The 21,227-nt window shown below is 62.3% G+C and carries 19 protein-coding genes and 1 pseudogene; 9 read left to right on the top strand and 11 right to left on the bottom strand.

Going from position 1 to position 21,227, the window contains the following annotated elements:
- Positions 1-35 precede the first annotated feature (35 nt).
- Positions 36-302: a hypothetical protein gene (locus ACUN0E_RS11010; RefSeq protein ID WP_408237033.1), complete on the top strand. Its 267-nt coding sequence runs from the start codon at positions 36-38 to the stop codon at positions 300-302.
- Here ACUN0E_RS11010 and ACUN0E_RS11005 read toward each other — a convergent pair.
- The 3 genes from ACUN0E_RS11005 to ACUN0E_RS10995 form a co-directional block, all read right to left on the bottom strand.
- Positions 247-1,638: an ATP-binding protein gene (locus tag ACUN0E_RS11005; protein ID WP_408485656.1), complete on the bottom strand. Its 1,392-nt coding sequence runs from the start codon at positions 1,636-1,638 to the stop codon at positions 247-249. The two genes, ACUN0E_RS11010 and ACUN0E_RS11005, sit on opposite strands and share 56 nt — an antisense overlap.
- Entirely contained in the window at positions 1,635-2,348 is a 714-nt protein-coding gene (locus ACUN0E_RS11000) for a response regulator (protein WP_408520772.1), read from the bottom strand. The genes ACUN0E_RS11005 and ACUN0E_RS11000 overlap by 4 nt, the downstream gene beginning before the upstream one ends.
- A gap of 113 nt (positions 2,349-2,461) precedes the next feature.
- Positions 2,462-2,755: an EF-hand domain-containing protein gene (locus tag ACUN0E_RS10995; RefSeq protein ID WP_408339861.1), complete on the bottom strand. Its 294-nt coding sequence runs from the start codon at positions 2,753-2,755 to the stop codon at positions 2,462-2,464.
- Between the two features lie 432 nt (positions 2,756-3,187).
- Here ACUN0E_RS10995 and ACUN0E_RS10990 point away from each other — a divergent pair, with 432 nt between their 5' ends.
- Both ACUN0E_RS10990 and ACUN0E_RS10985 read left to right on the top strand, forming a co-directional pair.
- A complete protein-coding gene (locus tag ACUN0E_RS10990) occupies positions 3,188-3,523 on the top strand; it encodes a hypothetical protein (RefSeq protein ID WP_445566578.1) in 336 nt (111 codons plus the stop codon).
- A gap of 382 nt (positions 3,524-3,905) precedes the next feature.
- A complete protein-coding gene (locus tag ACUN0E_RS10985; protein ID WP_408237045.1) occupies positions 3,906-4,151 on the top strand; it encodes a hypothetical protein in 246 nt (81 codons plus the stop codon).
- A 111-nt stretch (positions 4,152-4,262) separates the two neighbouring features.
- On the opposite strand, the gene ACUN0E_RS10980 is transcribed toward ACUN0E_RS10985, so the two are convergent.
- On the bottom strand, positions 4,263-5,513 hold the full coding sequence (locus ACUN0E_RS10980; RefSeq protein WP_445566577.1) for an arsenic transporter: 1,251 nt from the start codon (positions 5,511-5,513) through the stop codon (positions 4,263-4,265).
- A gap of 293 nt (positions 5,514-5,806) precedes the next feature.
- Here ACUN0E_RS10980 and ACUN0E_RS10975 point away from each other — a divergent pair, with 293 nt between their 5' ends.
- From ACUN0E_RS10975 to ACUN0E_RS10960, 4 genes and pseudogenes are all read left to right on the top strand, one after another.
- Positions 5,807-6,361, top strand: a complete 555-nt coding sequence (locus ACUN0E_RS10975; protein ID WP_445566576.1) for a cytochrome b — start codon at positions 5,807-5,809, stop codon at positions 6,359-6,361.
- 115 nt (positions 6,362-6,476) lie between these two features.
- A complete protein-coding gene (locus tag ACUN0E_RS10970) occupies positions 6,477-7,040 on the top strand; it encodes a YceI family protein (protein WP_445566575.1) in 564 nt (187 codons plus the stop codon).
- A gap of 48 nt (positions 7,041-7,088) precedes the next feature.
- The gene (locus tag ACUN0E_RS10965; protein WP_445566574.1) at positions 7,089-7,667 is read left to right on the top strand and encodes a YceI family protein; all 579 of its coding nucleotides are present in this window, start codon (positions 7,089-7,091) and stop codon (positions 7,665-7,667) included.
- Positions 7,668-7,941: 274 nt separating this feature from the next.
- A pseudogene (locus tag ACUN0E_RS10960) lies at positions 7,942-8,666 on the top strand (DeoR/GlpR family DNA-binding transcription regulator).
- A gap of 58 nt (positions 8,667-8,724) precedes the next feature.
- Here the strand turns inward: ACUN0E_RS10960 and ACUN0E_RS10955 are convergent.
- From ACUN0E_RS10955 to deoC, 7 genes are all read right to left on the bottom strand, one after another.
- Positions 8,725-9,783 (bottom strand): ABC transporter permease, encoded by a 1,059-nt coding sequence (locus tag ACUN0E_RS10955; RefSeq protein WP_445566573.1) that lies wholly within the window; start codon positions 9,781-9,783, stop codon positions 8,725-8,727.
- 15 nt (positions 9,784-9,798) lie between these two features.
- Positions 9,799-11,355, bottom strand: coding sequence for a sugar ABC transporter ATP-binding protein (locus ACUN0E_RS10950; protein WP_445566572.1), 1,557 nt, complete (start codon positions 11,353-11,355; stop codon positions 9,799-9,801).
- Positions 11,356-11,477: 122 nt separating this feature from the next.
- Complete coding sequence (locus ACUN0E_RS10945; RefSeq protein ID WP_445566571.1) at positions 11,478-12,482, bottom strand: autoinducer 2 ABC transporter substrate-binding protein; 1,005 nt, start codon at positions 12,480-12,482, stop codon at positions 11,478-11,480.
- A 114-nt stretch (positions 12,483-12,596) separates the two neighbouring features.
- The gene (locus tag ACUN0E_RS10940; protein WP_445566570.1) at positions 12,597-13,658 is read right to left on the bottom strand and encodes an ABC transporter permease; all 1,062 of its coding nucleotides are present in this window, start codon (positions 13,656-13,658) and stop codon (positions 12,597-12,599) included.
- Positions 13,659-13,704: 46 nt separating this feature from the next.
- The gene (gene rbsK, locus ACUN0E_RS10935) at positions 13,705-14,667 is read right to left on the bottom strand and encodes a ribokinase (RefSeq protein ID WP_408339877.1); all 963 of its coding nucleotides are present in this window, start codon (positions 14,665-14,667) and stop codon (positions 13,705-13,707) included.
- A gap of 162 nt (positions 14,668-14,829) precedes the next feature.
- A complete protein-coding gene (locus ACUN0E_RS10930; protein WP_445566569.1) occupies positions 14,830-17,223 on the bottom strand; it encodes an aldehyde dehydrogenase family protein in 2,394 nt (797 codons plus the stop codon).
- A gap of 16 nt (positions 17,224-17,239) precedes the next feature.
- The gene (gene deoC / locus ACUN0E_RS10925) at positions 17,240-18,250 is read right to left on the bottom strand and encodes a deoxyribose-phosphate aldolase (protein ID WP_408237079.1); all 1,011 of its coding nucleotides are present in this window, start codon (positions 18,248-18,250) and stop codon (positions 17,240-17,242) included.
- 250 nt (positions 18,251-18,500) lie between these two features.
- On the opposite strand from deoC, the gene ACUN0E_RS10920 reads away from it, so the two are divergent.
- Together ACUN0E_RS10920 and ACUN0E_RS10915 are read left to right on the top strand one after the other, a co-directional pair.
- Positions 18,501-20,117 (top strand): sugar ABC transporter ATP-binding protein, encoded by a 1,617-nt coding sequence (locus tag ACUN0E_RS10920; protein ID WP_445566568.1) that lies wholly within the window; start codon positions 18,501-18,503, stop codon positions 20,115-20,117.
- On the top strand, positions 20,114-21,115 hold the full coding sequence (locus tag ACUN0E_RS10915; RefSeq protein WP_408237085.1) for an ABC transporter permease: 1,002 nt from the start codon (positions 20,114-20,116) through the stop codon (positions 21,113-21,115). Before ACUN0E_RS10920 ends, ACUN0E_RS10915 begins: the two co-directional genes overlap by 4 nt.
- The last annotated feature ends 112 nt before the right edge of the window (positions 21,116-21,227 follow it).

Here is a 21,227-nt window from a genome sequence, read left to right as displayed (position 1 = left end):
CTTGCGCGGCACTTCTTCCAGTCACGAGAACCATCATGCCCGCCCAACACGACGAAGTCCCCACCTCCAGCACCGAGCCGGGCAAGGCAAAGCGCAAGGATCTGTCCATTGTGGCGCGCAATCTTATGATGGTTGCAGTCGGCGTCGTGGTCTTCGCGATCGTTGCGACGGTCGTGCTCTACGGTCCGATTACTTACGGCGACGAGATTCCCAACTTCGGCATCATTCTCATGCTGACCGTGCCGGTTATAGCGGGCGTGGCGTTCCGCGTCGGGTTGGATGCGTGGCTGGATCGGAAATGAGCGGCAACACCACCCACACCTCCAGGCCACCGCCTTCGCGTGCATGAAACTGCAGGCTGCCGCCGTGCAGCCGCGCGATCCGCTCGACAATCGCAAGCCCGAGCCCGGTGCCACCGCTGTGCGCGCGGGCATTGCGGCCACGCTGAAACGGCGCTTTTAGCTGCTCCAACTCCTCCGCCGAAAGCCCTTTGCCACGATCGCCGACCGCGACATACACCGCTTCGTTTGTGGTCCAACTCCGCACAGCGAGCCCGGTCCCGCCATATACGATCGCGTTCTGCATCAGGTTCATCAGGAGCCGCATCATGCTGATCGGCCGGTAGGCCACAGCGGGCAAGTTCGCGAGCGACAACTCGAATTCATGCCCCAGCCCCGCGAAATCGCCGGCCAGCCGTTCGATCAACGCATTCAGATCACCGGGCGCCGCCGCTTCACGCTCGCCGCTCCCCGCGTAGTCCATGAACTGCTGCAAGATCGTCTCGATCTGATCGAGGTACGACTCGGCGGCGACCACGAAGCTGCTGTCGCTGCCGTCCGGCATCGCCATGGCCATCGCAAGGCGCAGTTTGGTCAGCGGCGTGCGGATATCGTGCGAGATACCGGCCAGCATCAGCGCGCGCGTCGCTTCGGCTTGCTGCAACGCATGCGTCATCTGATTGAACGCGCTGCTTACCGTGGCGATCTCGGCAGGACCATCGGTCGGCAACGGCGCGGGCGTTTCGCCGGCGCTCACGCGGCGCGCCGCCCGTGTCAATTCCTGGAGCGGCTGGTTGAGGTGGCGCTGGATCACGTAGCCAGTCAGCGCCGCCAGTGCACCCAGACCGAGCGACAGCAGGATCGCCGCGTCGAGTCCGGCGCCTTGCGCGTCCTCGGGAATCGGCAGCGCGATCCAGTACGGCGTGCGCGGCGCATCGGCTGGCGCGTGCATGCGAATCCACATCCGTTGACCGCCTTCGGACTGCCAGCGCACCGGCATGTCGGCGGGCAGGTGCGCACGCAAGCTCTCGAGAAACACGTTGCGTTGATACGTGCGATAGGCGTGCATCAGACCAGGCGGCGGCGCACCAGCCGCTTCGGCGGGGAGTTGCGCGCGAGCGTCGAGGCGTGCGGTCAAATCGGCACGCGCGCCAGGCGGTGTGGCCTGAAGCAGATTGTCGAGCGTCGTTACGTAGGTGGCGAACACCGTGGCCGCCCGTTCGACGCGAGGCCGCTGCACATAGTGCAGCAAGACGCCGAGCACGCATATCTGGCTCAGCATCAGCAGCACGATCAGCAAGACGATATTGCGCGCCAGTAGCGTTTTCGGCAGCGCCCTCTGCAGCAGCGAGCGCGTCATGAGTCGACGTCCGCGATCAACATGTAACCGACGCCCCACACGGTTTTGATGAAGCGCGGCTTCGACGGATCGTCCTCGACGATCTGCCGCAGCCGCAGCACCTGCACGTCGATGCTGCGATCGAGTGCATCGTGCTCACGGCCACGGGCGCGCGCCAGCAGATTGTCACGGCTCACAGGCCGGTTCGGCGAGGAAGCCAGCGAGACCAGCAACAGCATCTGCGCCGAATGAAGCTCAAGCAGTTCTCCAGCACGCGACAACTGCTGCTTGCCGACGTCGAGACTGAAATCGCCGAAACGCACGCTCTGCGAGGTCACGGTGACATCGCCCGAGGCCATCTTCTGGCGGCGCAGCAGCGCATTGATCCGCGCCACCAGTTCACGCGGCAGGAACGGTTTGGCGAGATAGTCGTCGGCGCCGGTTTCGAGGCCGACCACCTTGTCGAGCGGATCGCCCTTCGCGGTCAGCATCAGGATCGGCAACGTCTGCCCTTGTGCGCGCAAGCGGGCGCAGATCGCGAGGCCGTCCTCCTCGCCGATCATCAGATCGAGCACCAGCAGATCGAACGGCTCGCGCTCCAGATAGCGGTCGAGCCGTTTGCCATCTTCCGCGATACGTACGTCGAAGCCGTGGCCGCGCAGGAAGCGCTGCAGCATGTTGCGCAGTTCGGCTTCGTCGTCGAGCACGATGATTTTGGCGGGGCGATCCATGCGAGAGCTCCTCGGTTTAGGCGTCGGGCAGTGCACAGGCGACAGGACGTGGCAGCTTTCATCGCACGCTGGGGCCTCAAAGAGACCTACGATCCCGCCGATGCCCGCGTGGCTCAGTGCGCTGCCCCGCGCTCCTGCATGAATGCCGCGATCTGCGGCAACGTAATGTAGCCCGCTTTCTGCGTATCGATTTCATCGAAATGCTTCGCGACCATCGGCATGCCTGCCGCCGCCTGGTCTCTCGTCAGCTTGCCGTCGTGCGTGGTGTTGGCATTCGAAAAACGCGTTTGCAGTTGCTGCGCCATGCGTTCCATGCGCTGGGGATTGCCGCCCTGCGGCGCGGCGGTTTGGGCAAACGTAACGGTGGATGCGCAGCACAGCAGCACAACAGCGATCAACTTCTTCATGACTGACTCCTTCGATTGGACTCATCGTGCGTCGCCTGCAAACCGCCGCGATCCGTTCGATGACAGGCCGAATTCTTGTTCAAGCGCCGCCGGAAGGCAATTTCAGAATCGTGTCGCCATATGTCATCGTTTTAGTGGCGTCGGTACGGCAAGCACGCGCGCTGTCGACGTAACCCAGGATGCGTTCCCGACACCTGCACGCTTATGTCGTCATAGTCCGCTCTCGCGCGACATTGAATGAAATAAGTTCGCGCTGCCGTTCTGAAGGCGGTTTGCGTATCTTTCGTCTGCCGGCGCCGTACGCACCACAAGCACCACAAGCACCACAATCGGCGCCTCACCGGTTCGGCAGAACTCTCAAGCAATCCGAACCAGCCGGCCTGCTTCTTCACCGGAAGACGCGCCGCTCAATGTCTCAGGAGTATCAATCAAATGAGTATTCGTCTCGTCTGTGCCTCTACCTTCACCGCCATCGGTCTCGCCTGTTCGTCGACGGCATTCGCCCGGGTGGTCGTCTATATGCCCGCTGCGGTGGTCTATGCACCGCCGCCACGCCCTGTCTATTACTACGTGCCGGTCAAGCCGGTCTACGTGGTGGCGCCGCCGGCTCCGGTTCCCGTTGCTGTAGCGGTCGGCACGCCCGTGCCGCTGCCTGCGAATGCCCTCGCCCCATACGCGAGCGTCGTGGTGTCCACGCCGCCCCACTACGCGATCGTGCCGGCCCCCGCCGTCACCTATACGCAACCCGTGATGACGGTGCCGCGCTAAAGCAGCCGAAGCGGTTCATCAGACGACTTGGGACGCGGCATGCTCACCGATCGGTAACTAGTGTTCTACGACACGATTCTTACAGACAGAGACGTGGGATGGGCTCGCCGCTTCAGCGTTCCGCTACACGTTGCGCGAATTAAAACAGATGGAAGACATGCCTCCTCCGAAGGCCTCCCTGATTGGGCGGCGTCGATACATCAGACAAATACATCACGTTTGAAAGCTTGATGTCAACTCGACATCGCGGCCTGCGGTACGGTCCTTGCTGAATCCTGTTCTAGCGCCCCAGCGTGCCAATGAGTTGGACATATCTGTCCAATTGCCGCCGTACCGCTTACCCCGTTTCATTGCCCGTTCACCTCTTCTTCCGGAACGTTAGATGAGCTATCAGGATATAGACAAAGAGATCGCCCACCTCGAACGCGTATTCGGGCTGATATCCACCAACGACCGCATTCCGCTGTCGTATTGGCGCAATCGCCTGCGCATGCTCCCCAAGACATTGCTGATGCCCACGCAACGGGCGCGCCTCGCACGGCTCGATGCCGCCTTGCGCTCGCTCGAACAGTCCGCGCAAATGCTCGTGGCCGAGCCACCCATGCGTTCGACCGGCACACTGCCATGATGGGAAGCCTGGGCAAGTGACTGACCGCCCTCGCGCCGGAGATCAGCGACAATCGCCGAGCGGGCATGGATAGCACGCGGGGTGTCAAGGCCACCTCCGCATGTTCTCGGCTCAACCGGTCAGAATCCGCGCCGCAAGCGCCAGGGCAAGGGCCGGTAGCATCACCACCACGCCCACTTTCAAAAACTTCAGGAAGCTCACGTCTTCGCCTTCGCGGCGAATTGCGCTGAGCCAGAGGATCGTTGCGAGCGAGCCGGTAATCGACAGATTCGGACCCAGATCGACGCCGATCAGGAGCGCATCGATCACGCGCTCAGGACTATACGCCTGCATCACCGTCGAGCTGGCGATCAGACCCGCCGGCAAATTGTTCATCAGATTGCTGCCGATCGCGACAATGGTGCCGGCCCAGCCTGCCGTCGCAATTTCGTTGTGTTGGGTCGCACTTTGCACCTGAGCGACGAGCGTCTTGATGACACCGGTGTGATCGAGCATTTCGACGAGCACGAACAACGCAGCGACGAGCGGCAACACGCTCCACGATATTTCCCTGATCATCGGCAGCGGCGATTTGCGCTCCTGGATCAGCACGACCACGGCAGTCAGCGCGCCGAGTATCGCGGTGGGCAGGCCGAGCGGGACATCGAAGGCGGAAACCGTCAGCAACACGACTGCTGTCACCGCGATACCTGCCAGCGCAATGCGCCCGCTCGACGACAACTCGAGCGGTTCAAGATTGGCCTCGCAGGTACCGGCGAGCGCTTCGCGCTGGGTCCAGCGCAACAGCACATAGGTCGCAACGATCGAGAGCACCGAAGGCAGCGTGAAGCGCATCAGCCAGGCGCCGAGCGCCGGCGTGTGATTGCCGTACAGCACGATGTTTGCCGGGTTCGAGATCGGCAGCACGAAGCTCGCGGCATTCGCGATGAACGCACAGACGAAGAGCAAGGGCAGCGGATGCGTCTTCGCTTTTTTGGCGGCGGCAAAAACGGCCGGCGTGAGCACGACCGCGGTAGCATCATTGGAAAGAAAGGCGGTGATGACCACGCCGACCAGATAGACCAGCAGAAAGAGCTTTGCCGGCGAGCCTTTAGCGTGGTTCACCGCGAGCACGGCGACCCAGTCGAACAGACCTTCGCGGCGCCCGACTTCCGATAGCAGCATCATGCCGAACAGGAAGAGATAGACGTCCGTGCCTTTGCCGATGGCCTCGATGGCCAGATCGACGGGCAGCAGGCCCAGTGACACCAGTAATAGCGCGCCGGCAACGGCCCACACGGCCTCGGGCCATTTGAACGGCCGGGTGATGACGCCGGCCGTGGCGGCTATGGCTATACCCCAAGACAGGAAGACGGAATTCACCAAACAGGTTCCTGGATTCTGATTGTGCGCGAGCGTGGTAGTGGAGCGCAGCATAACCCATGACCGGGATGCCGCACGGGTCGGGCGCAAGTTGTGTGCTCACACAATTTGTGTGCTCACACAATTCACGCTGCCCCGTGAGTTTATTCCATCCACATTAGTGTCACGGCTAGAACAATCTGTTCTCTTCTCCCCGGCTATTCAGTTTTCATTGGCGTGCCTACTATCCGCATTCACATGCGATACGCCGCACACCGCACGCGGCAAGCACCACGGATAGCTAGCATCAACCCATGAAACCCCGTTCTTCAAACGTCGAGCATTACAGCGGCCCTGCCGTCGCCCTGCACTGGCTCATTGCATTGCTGATCATCTGCGGGTTCTACATCGGCTGGATCATGACCGATATCCCCGGCTTTACGCCCACCAAGCTGAAGTACTTTTCGTGGCACAAGTGGATCGGCGTGACAGTCTTCGTGCTGGCCGTGGCGCGCGTGCTCTGGCGCGTCACTCACCGCGCGCCGGCGCTCGATAGCGCTACGCCCACCTGGCAGAAGGCTGCCGCCCATCTCGTGCATGGCGTGCTCTACGTTCTGATGCTGGCGATTCCGCTGTCCGGCTACTTCTATAGTTCGGCTGCGGGCATTCAGGTGGTGTACCTCGGTATCGTGCCGCTGCCCACCCTCATCGGCCCCGACCAGGCGCTCAAGGCAAGCCTGCGCACGGTCCACGTGCTGCTCAATTACACCTTGCTGACACTCGTTGCCATGCATGTGCTCGCGGCGCTCAAGCATCAATTCGTCGACCGCGACGGATTACTCGCACGGATGATTCCGTTCCTCAGATAACACCTAAGCAGATGTGAAGCAGGCGGGTAGCGGACGATTGGCTACAACCTGTTGGCAATCTAATTCCCAGCGGTGTGCAATCACAGCGCGTGGGTTCGATAGGATGCGTACCACGATGAAATCAAACTTTTACCACTCCATTCTCGCCGGCGTTGCCGCTTTCTCTTTCCTCGGCGCAAGCCTCGCGCACGCCGATGTAGACACGAGCAAAAGCAGCGTCATTGCCACGACGAAGCAGATGAACGTGCCGGTGGACGGCAAATTCAAAAAGTTCTCGGCGCAGTTGAATTTTGATCCAGCCAAGCCGGCCGCCGGTAGCGCCAACGTGTCGATCGACACGGGCAGCTACGACCTCGGCGCGGACGACTACAACAAGCAGGCCCAAGGCAAGGAATGGTTCGATAGCGCGACCTATCCGGCCGCGACGTTCGTCTCGAGCGCGATCGCGCCGGCCGGCGGCAATCAGTACAAGATCACCGGCAAGCTCACCATCAAGGGCAAATCGCAGACCGTTGTGGTGCCGGTCACGATTGCCAGGCAGGACAACACGCAAACCTTCGACAGCGCATTGCCGATCAAACGTTCGCAGTTCGATGTCGGTACGGGCGAATGGAAAGACACGTCGGTTGTCGCCGACGAAGTCGTTATCAAATTTCACATCGTCGCTTCGAAGAAGTAACTGGACACACCGAAGCGTCACAGCACTTTCTGAAATCTGGAGAATCTCTTGAAGAAACAACTTTTGCTCGCCGCAGGCGCGCTGACCGCAGCCATGTCGTTCAACGCAATGGCCGCCGATACGTATCAACTCGATCCGATGCACACCTACCCGAGCTTCGAAACCGATCACTTCGGCGGACTGTCGATCTGGCGCGGCAAGTTCAAGAAGAGCAGCGGCACCGTGGTACTGGATCGCGCGGCGAAAACCGGTACGGTGGACGTGACAATCGATATGAGTTCGGTGGATATCGGTAACGACAAGCTCGACGCAGAACTCGTCACGGACAAGTTCTTCGATGCAGCCAGGTACCCGAGCGCAACCTATAAGGGCACGCAGATCCGCTTCGACGGCGACAAGCCGGTGGAAGTGATCGGCACGCTGACCATGCATGGCGTAACCAAGCCGGTCAACCTGAAGATCGAATCGTTCAAGTGCATCATGAACCCGATGCTCAAGCGCGAAGTGTGCGGCACCGAATCGACCGCGACGTTCAATCGCGACGACTTCGGCGTCGACTTCGGCAAGACCTACGGCTTCAAGATGCAGACCACGCTGCATATTCAGGCCGAAGGCATCAAGCAGTAACAGTTAGCCCGTTCAGCTTGCTTCAGGCGACGGCTTCATGCAGTTGCTTCAGGCGGTTGCGGCAACGGGTAAAAAGACCGCCATGTTGCCGCAACCCGCTCCATCTCCATGCCCCCGCTTCACTCAGCCGCCCGTCATCGAACGGAAATCTCCCGCGTTTTCCGTTTGTGTTCGAGCCTCAAACAGGCTCGCCGCGCAGACGACCTCTTGTTATAATCCTCTCACCAAGTCGAACAAAACATAACGCCTCCCCACACTGCGCGACAGGACCTCCATGCTGAAACCCGACCGCCTCCGCGCCCTCGCCGATGCGCTGGCCAAGCAGAGCGTAATGCGACTGCGCGACGCCGCCAGCCTGCTGGACGTATCGGAGATGACTGTCCGGCGCGATATCGCAGGCAGTCCGGAGCGATTCACGTATCTCGGCGGCTACATCGTCAGCGCGACCGACGTACCCAATAACGCCGGCTATTCACTCGAAGAAGAGAAGGATCATTTCGCGCAGGCCAAGGCGGAAGCATCGGCGATTGCGGCGAAGCTCGTCGTCGACCATGAAACGATCTTCATTGATTGCGGCACACACTCACCACGCTTGCGCGCCTGATTCCGCTCGAGCGTCACGTCACCGTGGTCTGCTATTCGCTGAATGTCGCGGAGATTCTGCGGCGCAAGCCGAACGTGCGGATGATTCTGCTGGGCGGCGTCTACGTGCCTTCTTCAGATTCGTTTGCAGGCGAAGAGAGTCTGGAGATGCTGCGCCGTATGGGCATCAATAAGGCGTTCATTTCCGCGGGCGGCGTGGATAACGCGCGCGGGGTCACCTGCTGGAATTTTCACGAAGTCGCGCTCAAACAGGCGGCCATGGCAAATGCCGTCGAACGGCATCTGGTCGTGGACCAGAGCAAGTTCGGCGTCGTCAAGGCGGTGCGTTTCTCGCAAATCGACGACTTCGATTCCATCATCACTGAACAAGGCCAGGAACACCGCAAGCGCAAATAGGTGCGCTTGCCGCACCACGCGGCGTAGCCGATGCTGCCTGTGCAACAAACGTTCAGTTTCAGCTTTTGCGCTGCAATGCGAACAACGTCCCGGCGATCAGAATGAACGCGCCGATAATCACCTTTTGCCAGGTGCTCGGCACGCCGACCAGAATCAGCACGCTGTTGATCAGCGTGACCAGCACCACACCCAGCAACGTGCCGGCCACCGTACCCGTTCCGCCGGTAATGCGCGCGCCGCCCAGGATCACCGCGGCGATCACATCGAGTTCCGAGCCCACGAGATCGAAAGGATTCGCGAGCCGGTTGTTCGATACATGCAGAATGCCCGCAATGCCTGCGAGCATGCCGGTGTAGCCGAACACGAACAGATGGATCGCGCGCAGGTTGTAGCCGAGCCGCTCGGCGATCGCAAGGCTGCCACCCATCGCATAGACACCGCGCCCCATCATGGTCCGGTTCAACAACCACCACGTGACAATGGCGGCCGCCACCAGCGCCAGCACCGAAACGGGAAGTACCGCGCGCAGACCTTCATTGGTGTGATAGAAAAACAGCGGAATCCGGCCGAAATGATCCATGCTGCGCGGAATGTTCATGAAGAACGTCGTGCCGATGAACGTCAATAGCAGGCCGCGATACAGATACTGCGTGCCGATCGTGACGATCAGCGAAGGCGCTTTCAAACGATGCACCAGCAGGCCGTTGATGAGACCGAGCACAACGCCACCCAGCGCGCCGGTGATCAGGATCAGCGCGAACGGCGCATCCGGCCACCAGGCAAATACCGCTTTCGTGATGCCGTACATCGTCAGCGCGGCAATCGCGGTGAACGAGACGTCGATGCCACCGGACGCCAGCACAACCAGCGTGCCCAACGCAAAAAGCGACATCGTGGTGGCCGAATGCAGCAGATCGAACAACGTCGCGAGCTGAAAGAAGCGCGGATTGATCGCGCCGACAATCAGGCACGTCGCCGCGATCAACGCGACGGTGAACCATTCGGGGTTGCGCGCGAGCCTGGTCCACAAGGTAGGCGGCTTGACCTCAGGTGCGACTTCGACAACGGTCGGGGTGGTCATGGTCTGGTTCATGCGCGACTGGATGCGCGAGTTCATGGGTGTCGACGTCCTTTATGCGGCTTCCGAAAGCAGCGCGTGATACAGGTCGGCTTCGCTCAACGCATCGGCCTGATATTCGCTTGCCACACGTCCCTTCTTCATCATCAGGATGCGATCGCAGTTCTGTAGCAGTTCAGGCAGGTCGTCGCTGATCAGAATGATGCCAATGCCCCGCTGCGACAGACGTTGCATGATGCGGTAGATGATGTCCTTCGATCCGACGTCGACACCGACCGTCGGTCCATGCAGAATCAGCACGCGCGGATCGATGGCGAGCCAACGGCCGATCAGCACGCGCTGCTGATTGCCGCCCGAGAGCGACTGCACGGGCTTGTCGACGCCGGGTGTGGCGATCTGCAAATCTTTCACCGTCTGTTCCGCGAGCGCCTGCGCGCGCGTGCGATCGATCTGGCCGAAGCGGTCCCGCAAGCTGGCGATCATCGCGGTAATCACGTTGTCGCGGATCGACTTGTCGAGAAACAGCCCTTCGTTCAGGCGGTCCTCCGGCACGTAGCCGATGCGATGATGTTTCGCGTCCGAGGGCGTGCGCAATGAAATGACCTTGCCGTCGAGCCTCACCTGTCCGGCGTGCGCCGCCGCCACGCCAGCGAGTGCGCGAGCAAGTTCGTTGCGCCCGGAATCGAGCAGACCGGTGACGCCGAGAATTTCACCGCCATGCAGCGCGAACGACACGTCGCTGAACTGGCCCGCGCGCGTGAAACCACGCACGTCGAGCACGACGTCCTGGCCAAATGCGCCTTCACGATAGCGTTCGTTCGACAGATGGCGCCCCGTCATCAGCTCGCTGATCTGCGCCTTGGTGAATTGCGCGATCGGCCCCTGCGCCATTGTCTGGCCGTCGCGCAACACGATGACTTCGCCGCCGATTGCGTAGCACTCGTCGAGCTTGTGGCTCACGAACAGTACCGTCACGCCCTGCGCGCGCAGATTCGCGAGCACGGCGATCAGGTTGTCGACTTCCTTTTGCGTGAGCGAGGTAGTGGGCTCGTCCATGATGACAAACTTGGCTTCGCTGGCAATCGCGCGAGCAATGGCGACGAGCTGACGCGTGGCGAGCGGTAATTGCTCGATCAGGGTTGCCTGAAATTCGGCGTCGCCAGGCAGCCCGACCGATTGCAGCGCTCGCGCTGCCGTACGTGCGAGCGCCCGCCGGTCGAAGGTACGCGCGAGCCGGCCTTCGTGCGTGGCCAGCTCGGCAGTAAGTGCGACGTTTTCCGCCACGTTCATGTTCGGCAGCAGCGAGAGATCCTGATAGACGGTTTCGATTCCCGCCGCCAGCGATTCCAGCGCGGAAAGCCGCGCATGCCGAACGCCTTCGATCACGAGTTCGCCTTCGTCAGGCGGCTGCGCGCCGGAGATGATCTTGATTAACGTGCTCTTGCCGCAACCGTTCTCGCCGAGCAGATGGTAGATCTGGCCGCGTTCGAACGACAGGCTCACGCCGCGCAATGCATGTACGCCGGTGAAGCGCTTGTGCACGCCGACAACCTGCAAAAACGGCTGCGAGGTGTCGGACTGCGGCTGCTGAGACGATACGTCTTGATTCATGATGGCGAGTCGCAAGTTAAGGCGTGCTCATACGGGCACGCCTTGAAGGAAGCCCCCCACCCCGAAGGAAATCCCCTTCAGGGAATGGGGGACGCCGTGACACATAAAGCAAAACAACCCGATCAGAACGGATACTGCTTATAGTTCGATTTGTCGACGTTCACCCAGCCCTGGCCGCGCACGATGATCCCTTTGCCCGGCCCCTTCGCGACGGTGACTTTCGTGTAGCCCGGAATGCCGAGATCGGCGCCGTTCTCAACCGTCTTGCCATCGATCAGCATCTGCGCAATCTTGTTCATCGCGATGCCCGCAAGTTTCGGATCCCAGAACGCAATGCCGTTGATGGCGCCGCTCTCGAGGAACTTGCCCGCCTCAGTCGGCAGGCCCGTGCCGTAGACGCAGATCTTGCCCTGCATGCCGGCTTCTTCGACCGCACGGCCAATGCCGATCACGTCGAGCGAGGACGAGCCCTGGAAGCCCTTCAGGTCCGGATGCTTGCGCAGCACTTCCTTCGCGACTTCATAGGCGCGCTCGCCGTCGTTATTGGTTTCGAGTTTCGGTTCGACCAGATCCATCTTCGGATATTTGGCCTTGGCGTTGCCGATGCCGCCGTCGGCCCATTGCACCTGCGAGCGGCTGCCCAGCGAACCGACCAGAACCGCCCACTTACCATCGTCGTGCATGCACGAAGCAAGACGTTCGTTCAGGCCGGCGCCGTAGGCGGTGTTGTCGAACGCTTCGATGTCGACCATCGTGTTCTTCTCGTTGTCGGCTTCGTGCGTGACGACCTTGATGCCACGATCCATCGCCTTCTTCAGCGCCGGTTCGAGCGTCGGCGGATCGTAGGGCACCACGGCAATCGCCGTGACCTTCTTCGCGATCAGGTCTTCGATGATCTTCAGTTGCTGCGCCGCGTCCGCCCGGCCAGGGCCGGTCTGATACGCGGTCACACCCGGGTTGTCTTTTGCAAATTGCTTGACGCCGTCGTCCATCCGGTTGAACCAGTTGATACCGGTCACCTTGACGACCGTGACGATCGTTTCGTTGGTCGCCGCGTGTGCCGCGGCGATCACACCCACCGTAAGAGCGCCTGCTGCGAGCGCGGTGCCCAGTCGAGTCAATTTCATGCAATGTCTCCTTTATCGTTCGATGACGCCCTACTTCACCCGTCACGGACAGCCAGGGCTTGTTGTCCGCCGCGTACTGAAACTTTTGATTGCGCCTCGCGTTTGATCGGCTCGCTAACCTTTCGGCGCCGTGCCGGAACGCGCCGCACCACCGGCGCCCCCACCTCCGCTACCGCCGAAGCCGAAAATCGCGCGCACCCGCTCGCCGCCCGCGAACGCGAGCGACAACAGCAACAGGAAACCCCATGCGCAATCGCCGAAAAACTGCGACACGCCCAGCAGATTGAACAGGCTCGACAGAAACTGCAGCACCGTCGCGGCGAAAAACACGCAGATGATGCGGCCGTGGCCGCCGGCAGGATTCACGCCGCCCATCACGGCAATCAGAATGGCGATCAGCAGATAGGAATTCCCGTAATCCCATTTCGCACTGGACGTATGCGCCGCACTGATCAGACCCGCGAGCGAAGCGAGCACGCCGCACATCGCATAGGTCGTGATCAGCATCCGTGCGCGCGGAATGCCGGCATAGAACGCGGCTTTGGGATTGGTGCCCATCAGATAGAGACGCAGGCCGAACGGGCTGCGTTTGAGCAGCCATCCCAACACGACCACGGCGGCGATAAAGATGCAGAACGCGATCGGCACCTGAAACACGGTGCCGTTACCGATATTCGACAACGGGTCGACATAGTCGACATGCACCGAAGCGCCGTTGCTGAGCACCACCGCTATCCCCGTGAATAACAGTTGCGTGCCGAGCGTGCAAAGAATCGGCGTGAGTCTGAGCCGCGCGATGACCACACCGTTCAGCAGTCCGCCGAGCAGCCCCATCACCACCACAATGACGCAGAAGAGCGACGTGTAAAGCGCCGGTGAGTCGTCGCCGTTGACAAAGCGCGGCACGACCAGCGCGGCGACCATGCCGGACAGGTTCGCGAGCCCGACGCCCGACAGGTCGATCCCGCCATTGCCCGACACCATCGACAACATGATGCCGAGCGCGAGCAGGCCGAGTTCGGGCAACTGTCCGCCCATCGACTGCAGGTTGTCGATATCGACGAATTGCCCGTGCGAGAGCCATGTCGCGGCCAGCACGACAAGCACGTTGACGATCAGCAGAAAATTCAGTTGGCGGTCGCCGAACATTTTTCCAGCGGTGAACGAGGACTTCATGGTGAGCACAATCTCCTTCAGCCTTCGCGAATGGTCGGGACAGCGGTCAGAATGCCTGGGACATTCCGGCGGGCTGGTTCAACACGCGGTTCACTTCGTCGAGCGTCGGCATGGAAGGCGCCGTGCCCGGACGCGTGACGGAAATGCCCGCGAGCGCGCAGCCGAAACGCAGCGCCGTGATGGCGTCGTCGCCGCGTGCGAGAGCGGCCGCGAAGCCGCCCGTGAAGCCGTCGCCGGCACCGGCGGTCTCCACCACGCGGCCGCAGTGATAGGCCGGCACGAGCACGGATTGAGCGGCCGAGTGCAGCAGCGCGCCGCCTTCCCCCAGCGTGACGATGACCGCGCCCACACCTTTGGCGAGCAGCACATCGGCGGCACGGCGCGCGTCGTCGGCATTCGCGATCGGCACGCCGGTGAGCGCGGCGGCTTCGGTTTCGTTGGGGGTGATGTAGTCGCACAACGGGAAGATGTCGTCGTCGAGCGGCAAGGCGGGCGCCGGATTGAATACGGTGATGACGCCGTGCCGGCGCGCCACCTCAAGGCCGCGGCGCGCGGCAGCGAGCGGCTGCTCGAGCTGCGTGACGAACACGCGCGCGGCGGCGATGTCCGCTTCGATCGCGTCGACGTCGGCTGCATTCATCGTGCCGGCCGCGCCGGAGGCGACGATGATCGCGTTCCCGCCCGTAGTGTCGTCGACAAAAATATGCGCCGCCCCCGTGGACACGCCCTCAATCACCGAGGCGCGCGCCGTGATGCCTTCCCTCGCCCATGTTGCGCGCGCGATCTCGCCGAACGCGTCATTGCCGATGCGGGTGCAGAACACCACCTCGGCGCCGGCGCGAGCCGCCGCCACCGCCTGATTTGAGCCCTTGCCACCCGGCCCCATCGCGAACGCCGAGCCGGCGATCGTCTCGCCGATCAGCGGCATACGCGCGGCGCGAAACGTCAGGTCCGTGACATAGATGCCGAGAATGACGACACGTCCGTTTCGTTGTAAAGACGTGCTCATTCGCGTTCTCCCTGAGGGGCGTTCATCAGGAAGCCGCCGCGCGGGGCATTCGCCGTGCGCAGCAAGACGGTGTTCAACAGCAGATCCAGATACTTCAGCACGTTGTCTCCTCCATTTTCTGGTTGGCGTGCATGTCGTTCCGACACCCGGTCGGTCTGTCGGTCAGTCTCCGTACGGTATCCAGATGTTCTTCACCTGCACGGCCTGACGCAGAAACGGCCGGCCTTCGCTCGAACGGTCGAACCAGTCGAACTGGCGGCCGTGATCGACGAAGGTGCGTTTCAGATTACCGATCGACTCGCGCTCGACCAGCGTCGAATCCGCCGCCTTGCCGAAACACCAGACAGCATCGACGTCGTCGTGTTTGGCGAGCGCCGGCAACAGCGCGCCACGCTCGCCCGTGACGATGTTCAGCACCCCACCCGGTACATCCGACGTCTCGGCCACCTGGTAGAAGTCGGTCACCGCAAGCGGACATACCGCGCCTGGCAACGCCACCACGCGATTGCCCATTGCCAGCGCGGGCGCCACCAGCGACACGAAGCCGAGCAACGGCGCTTCGTCCGGACAGGCGATGCCGATCACGCCGAGCGGCTCGTGCATCGCCAGCGCGACGCCGCGCAGCGGCGGCGTATGCACGGCGCCGTCGAACTTGTCGGCCCACGCCGCGTAAGTGAAAAGACGCGCGATCGCGGCCTCGACTTCCGCATGCGCCGCCGCTTCCGTCGCACCGTTTCTCGTCACAAGTTGCCGCTCGAACTCATCCGCACGAACGGCCAGATTCTCCGCGAGATAGAACAGCACCTGGGCGCGGTTATGGGTACTCGCCTGCGACCATTTCTGCGCCGCGCGCGCCGCCTCGACGGCGTTGCGAATGTCCTTGCGGTTCCCCTCGCCCACCTCACCGACCAGCGAGCCATCCGGCGCATGAACCGGCAACGAATAGCCGCTGTCCGGACGCACCTGCTTGCCGCCGATAAAGAGCTTCGCGGTGCGATCGATCAGCGTGACATTCGACAACGGCTCGCGCTCGCCTGTGCCTGCAGTCTGTTCGCCGCGCACGGCCTGACGGTCAGCAAGATTGAGCCAGGCTCGCGGTTTCAGATATTCGTAGATGCCCTCACGACCGCCTTCGCGACCATAGCCCGACTCGCGGTAGCCACCGAAACCGACCGCCGCGTCGAACAGATTGGTCGCGTTGATCCACACGACGCCGCAGGCAAGGCGCGGCGCAATATCCAGCGCACGGCCAATGGTTTCGCTCCACACGCTCGCGGCAAGGCCGTAGCGCGAATTGTTGGCAAGCGCGATCGCTTCATCCGGCGTACGAAAGCTCATCGTGATCAGCACCGGTCCGAAGATTTCTTCCTGCGCCAGAATGGAAGCCGGCGCCACACCGGTGACGAGCGTCGGCGGATAGAAACAGCCGCCGGCCGGCATCGTCGTAGCGGGCGACTGCCACACCGCGCAGCCTTCGTGCCGCCCGGTTTCCACCAGCGACTGAATGCGTTCGAGCTGCACCGGATCGACGATCGCGCCGATATCGATACTCTTGTCGAGCGACGTGCCGACGCGCAGCGTTTCCATACGGCGCTTCAGCTTCGCGATGAAGCGCGCTTCGATCCCCTCCTGCACGAGCAGGCGCGAGCCCGCACAGCAGACCTGCCCCTGGTTGAACCAGATCGCGTCGACGACACCTTCGACGGCACCGTCGAGATCCGCGTCGTCGAACACGATGAAGGGCGACTTGCCGCCGAGTTCGAGCGTCAGCGATTTGCCCGAGCCGGCCGTGGCCGCGCGAATCAGGCGCCCCACTTCAGTCGAACCCGTGAATGCGATCTTGTCCACCCGCGGATGCTCGACGAGCGCGGCGCCGGTGCGGCCGTCACCCGTCACGACGTTCAGTACACCTGCCGGCAAACCGGCCCGATGGGCAAGTTCGGCAAACAGTAAGGCGGTGAGCGGCGTGTATTCGGCCGGCTTCAACACGACGCAGTTACCCGTCGCAATCGCCGGCGCGATCTTCCACGCGAGCATCAGCAGTGGAAAATTCCACGGCACGATCTGCCCGACGACGCCGAGCGGCGCGTAATCGGCGAATTCGCTCTCCTGCAACTGCGCCCACCCCGCGTGATGCAGGAAGTGCCGCGCGACGAGCGGCACGTCGATATCGCGCGTTTCGCGAATCGGCTTGCCGTTGTCGAGCGCTTCGAGTACGGCTAAAAGGCGGCTATGACGCTGGACCATGCGGGCGAGCGCATACAGATGCCGCGCCCGGCCGGCGCCACCGAGCGCAAGCCAGCCCGGCTGCGCGGCACGCGCGGCGTCCACCGCCGCGTCGACATCGGCCGCGTCGCCCTGGGCGATTTCGGCGAGCCGCTCACCCGTGGCGGGCGCGTGCGAGGCGAAGCGCTCACTGGCGGCGGGCGCATGCCACGCCCCGCCGATGAAATGCCCGAAGCCCGACTCATGCTGCGCGAGCCACGCGCGCGCGGGTTGATCGTCCTCGGGTGCGGGACCGTACTCCATCGATGAAAAATACTCGGCTACGCTCATGGGATCGGTCTTCTGTTCAGGCTGCGGGGTGACGGTTGAAAGCGGAGTAACGGCCGCTCACATGATGTTCGAGCTGGCGTTCGATATCGGCCAGCAGGCTCGATGCGCCGATACGGAACAGCTCTGGTTCGAGCCACGGGCGGCCGAGTTCTTCCTTCATGAGGATCTGATAGGACAGGACGGACTTCGCGCTCGACACGCCGCCCGCCGGCTTGAAACCGATCGGCACGCCGGTGCGCTCCTGGTACTCGCGGATCATGCGCACCATCACCAGCGAGACATCCAGCGTGGCGTTAACGCCTTCCTTGCCGGTCGACGTCTTGATGAAGTCGGCGCCGGCCATCATGCAGACCATCGAGGCGCGCGCCACGTTGGAGAGCGTGCGGATGTCGCCGGTCGCCAGAATCGTCTTCAGATGCGCCGGGCCACAGGCTGCGCGGAAGTCGCGTACTTCGTCGTAAAGCGCCTGCCAGTTGCCGGTCAGCACGTATTCACGCGTGACGACAATATCGATTTCCTGCGCGCCGTCCGCGACCGAGGCCTCGATCTCCTTCAGCTTCAGCGGATGCGGAATCAGTCCGGCGGGAAATCCTGTGGAGACCGCGGCAACCGGAATGCCGCTGCCCTGCAGCGCATCCACTGCCGCCGCCACGAAGCGGTGATAAACGCAGACCGCGCCCGTCGTGATGCCGCGCGGCGCGATGCCGAGCGCGTCGAGCAGATCGGCCCGCACCGGTTGGCGCGCCTTCGCGCAGAGACGGCGCACGCGCCCTTCAGTGTCGTCGCCGTTGAGCGTGGTGAGGTCGATGCAGGTGACGGCCTTCAGCAACCAGGCCGCCTGCGCATCTTTCTTGACGGTACGGCGCGTGGCGAGCGTCGCCGTGCGCCGTTCGACCGCGGACTGATTGACGCGCAAGCCGTCCAGCCAGGACGCGTCGAAGGGCGTGCCCGGATTGCGAACCGGATGGACGAGCGAGCCGCCGCGCAACGCGACGACCGAAGAAGACAGCACAGGGGCTTCAGGCATAAGACATCCGGAAATTTGATGCGGCGCACAACAGCCGCCGGCAAGTTATTCGCACTTATGCTACAACGATTGATAGAATCATAACAAGTTTCTCGGTGCGATCGTTACATAAGTGGGCGCCAAAGCCTCTCCACACCCTGCAATGTTATTGACGCACCATATTCATGATGCGAAGATCACAAGACGGTTTCGATCGCCAGCACCATACAAAGAGAAAAATTTCGTCGGTTCGACGAAGGAGACATGCCAGATGAGTGAGCCGGTTGCGGTCGCGCCATCGCCTCAGGTTCCATTGATCCGTGTTGCGGGCGTCACCAAGCGATTTGGTGGCGTACAGGCGCTGCGCGGCGTCAGCCTCGACGTATTGCCCGGCGAAGTCCACGCGTTGCTCGGCGAAAACGGCGCGGGCAAATCCACGTTGATCAAGATTCTCAGCGGCGTTCATACCTACGACGACGGCGTCATCGAGATCGCCGGTCAGAAAGTGGCATTCGATTCGCCGGCGCGCTCGCGTGAGGCGGGTATCGCCGTGGTCTACCAGGATCTGAGCCTTGTCGAATCGTTGTCGGTCGGGGCGAATCTGATGCTCGGGCGCGAGCCCCGCACACGTCTGGGCTTTGTGAAGAACCGGCAACTGATGGCGACCGTCAGCGAATTCCTCCGCTCGCACGGCATCCCGCTCGATCCGCGCACACCGGTTGGCGCGTTGCCCTTCGCGTACCGGCAAATGACCGAAATCTGCAAGGCGCTGATGGGCGACGTGCGCGTGCTGATCCTCGACGAACCCACTTCAGCGCTGACGGGCGGCGAAGAGCAGATCCTGTTCGACGCGATTCGCGCAGTCACGAATCGAGGCGTCGGCGTGATCTACGTGACCCATCGGTTGAACGAGGTGTTCCGGATTTCGCAGCGTGTCACCGTGTTTCGCGACGGGGCCAATGCCGGCGTATTCCAGACGGCGCACACCGATATGAAGCAACTGGTCGCGGCGATCGTCGGCCCTGGCCATGCCGCGTTGCAGGCGAGGGAGAGGACGGCCGCCGGCGTGGCGGATGACGAATCTGCTATCGGGCGGCAAACATTGGCCACATCCAACACCGCCACCGCCGCTGCACCCATTCTCGCGTTGTCGAACGTTAGCAATGACAGGCTTCACCACGTCGATCTCACGATTCGTCCTGGCGAGATTCACGGGCTCGCGGGATTGATCGGTAGTGGGCGCACGGAAATACTGCAAACCATCTTTGGCATTCGCAGGATCGAAGCGGGCGCCATCGAGATCGACGGTCAATCCCGTTCGCGTATCACGCCCGCCGAAGCCATCCAGCTCGGCGTGGCGCTGGTGCCCGAAGATCGTCATCTTGAAGGGCTCGTCCTCGATCATTCGATCGAGCGCAACCTGACCTTGCCGCGCTTACCGCAATTTTCTCGCTGGGGATGGCTGCGCAGCCAGGCAGCCGTCCACCAGGCGAAGCGCTCGATGAAAGAGCTGTCCGTCAAGGCACCCGGCGCGTCGACCGCAGTCAGGTTCCTGTCCGGCGGCAACCAGCAAAAAGTGGTCTTTGCGAAGTGGAACCACCCGCGCCCCAAGATCCTTCTGCTCGACGAACCGACTGTCGGCGTCGACGTCGGCGCACGCGAGGAGATCTACGGCGTGATTCATGATGCCGCGCGCGCGGGCACCGGCGTGCTCGTCGTCTCCTCGGACCTCGATGAACTGTTGCGCCTGTGCGGCCGGATTTCGATCGTCGCGGACGGCTCGATCGTCAAGACCGTCGAGCGCGCTGAACTCGCCAACGCCGAAGCGCTTCATCACCTGATCCAACTGTCCCGTTCTTCCATCGAGTCCCCCGAGCACGCACTATGAACGATTCTGTCTCGCCGCTGACGGCCGAACGGCAGGCATCGCCACCGCAGAAGAGCCGTATGCGGCGCATCGCGCAACTCCTGCTGCAAGGCGACCGGCCCTACGCGCTCTACGGCGCGTTCGCGATCCTGCTGGTGGTTTTCAGCCTGGCGTCGCCCTGGTTTCTCTCCATCGACAACTTCCTGAATATCGGCCGCCAAACCGCACTCGTGTCGATCGTCGCAATCGGCATGACCTTCGTGATCATTGCGCGGCAGATCGATCTGTCGGTCGGATCCACGCTCGCGCTGTCGGGCATGTCTGCGGCGCTTGCGATGGCGTACGTGGGTGACAACTGGATCATCGGTGCGATTGCCGGCATCGGCACCGGTGCGATCGTCGGCGCGCTCAACGGGGTCGTGACCACGCGACTGAACATTCCCTCGTTCCTGGTGACGCTCGGCACCTTGAGCGCCGCACGCGGACTCGCCCTGATGGTGACGACGACGAGACCCGTGATCATCACCAACGACTCGTTCATCGCGATCTTCGGCGAGGGCGACATTTTTGGCGTGCCGGTGCCGATCATCTGGACGCTGCTTGCCGTGATCGCGGGCATTCTGCTGCTGCACTACAGCGTGTTCGGCCGGCAGATCTATGCGGCCGGCGGCAATCCAACGGCGGCACTCTACTCCGGCATCAACACGAGACGTGTGACTACGCTCGCCTTCATTCTCACCGGTGCACTGGCCGGACTCGCCGCGCTCGTGCTCTCCGCGCGCTCGCATGCGGCACGGCCCGATGTTGTGCAGGGACTCGAACTCGATGTGATCGCTTCCGTGACGCTCGGCGGCTGCAGTCTCTTCGGTGGCCGCGGCTTTGTGCTCGGCACGCTGCTCGGCAGCCTCATCATCGGCACGCTCAATAATGGGCTGGTCCTGCTCGGCGTCAGTTCATCGCTGCAACTGGTTATCAAGGGGGCGATCATCGTCGCGGCTGTGGCCTTCACCAGGAAGTGATTCAGGAAGTGACCGGGGAAGTAATGAAAGCACGTCGATCACGCGAGATGTCACGTGCCCGCGTTGTTCGTGAATGGCAGGAGACGTAACACAAACATGAAGACCAACGGAG

It is taken from the genome of Paraburkholderia sp. D1E, assembly GCF_052682275.1.
The sequence above is the reverse complement of the archived record's forward strand: the minus strand, read 5'-3'. Positions and strand labels throughout refer to the sequence as shown.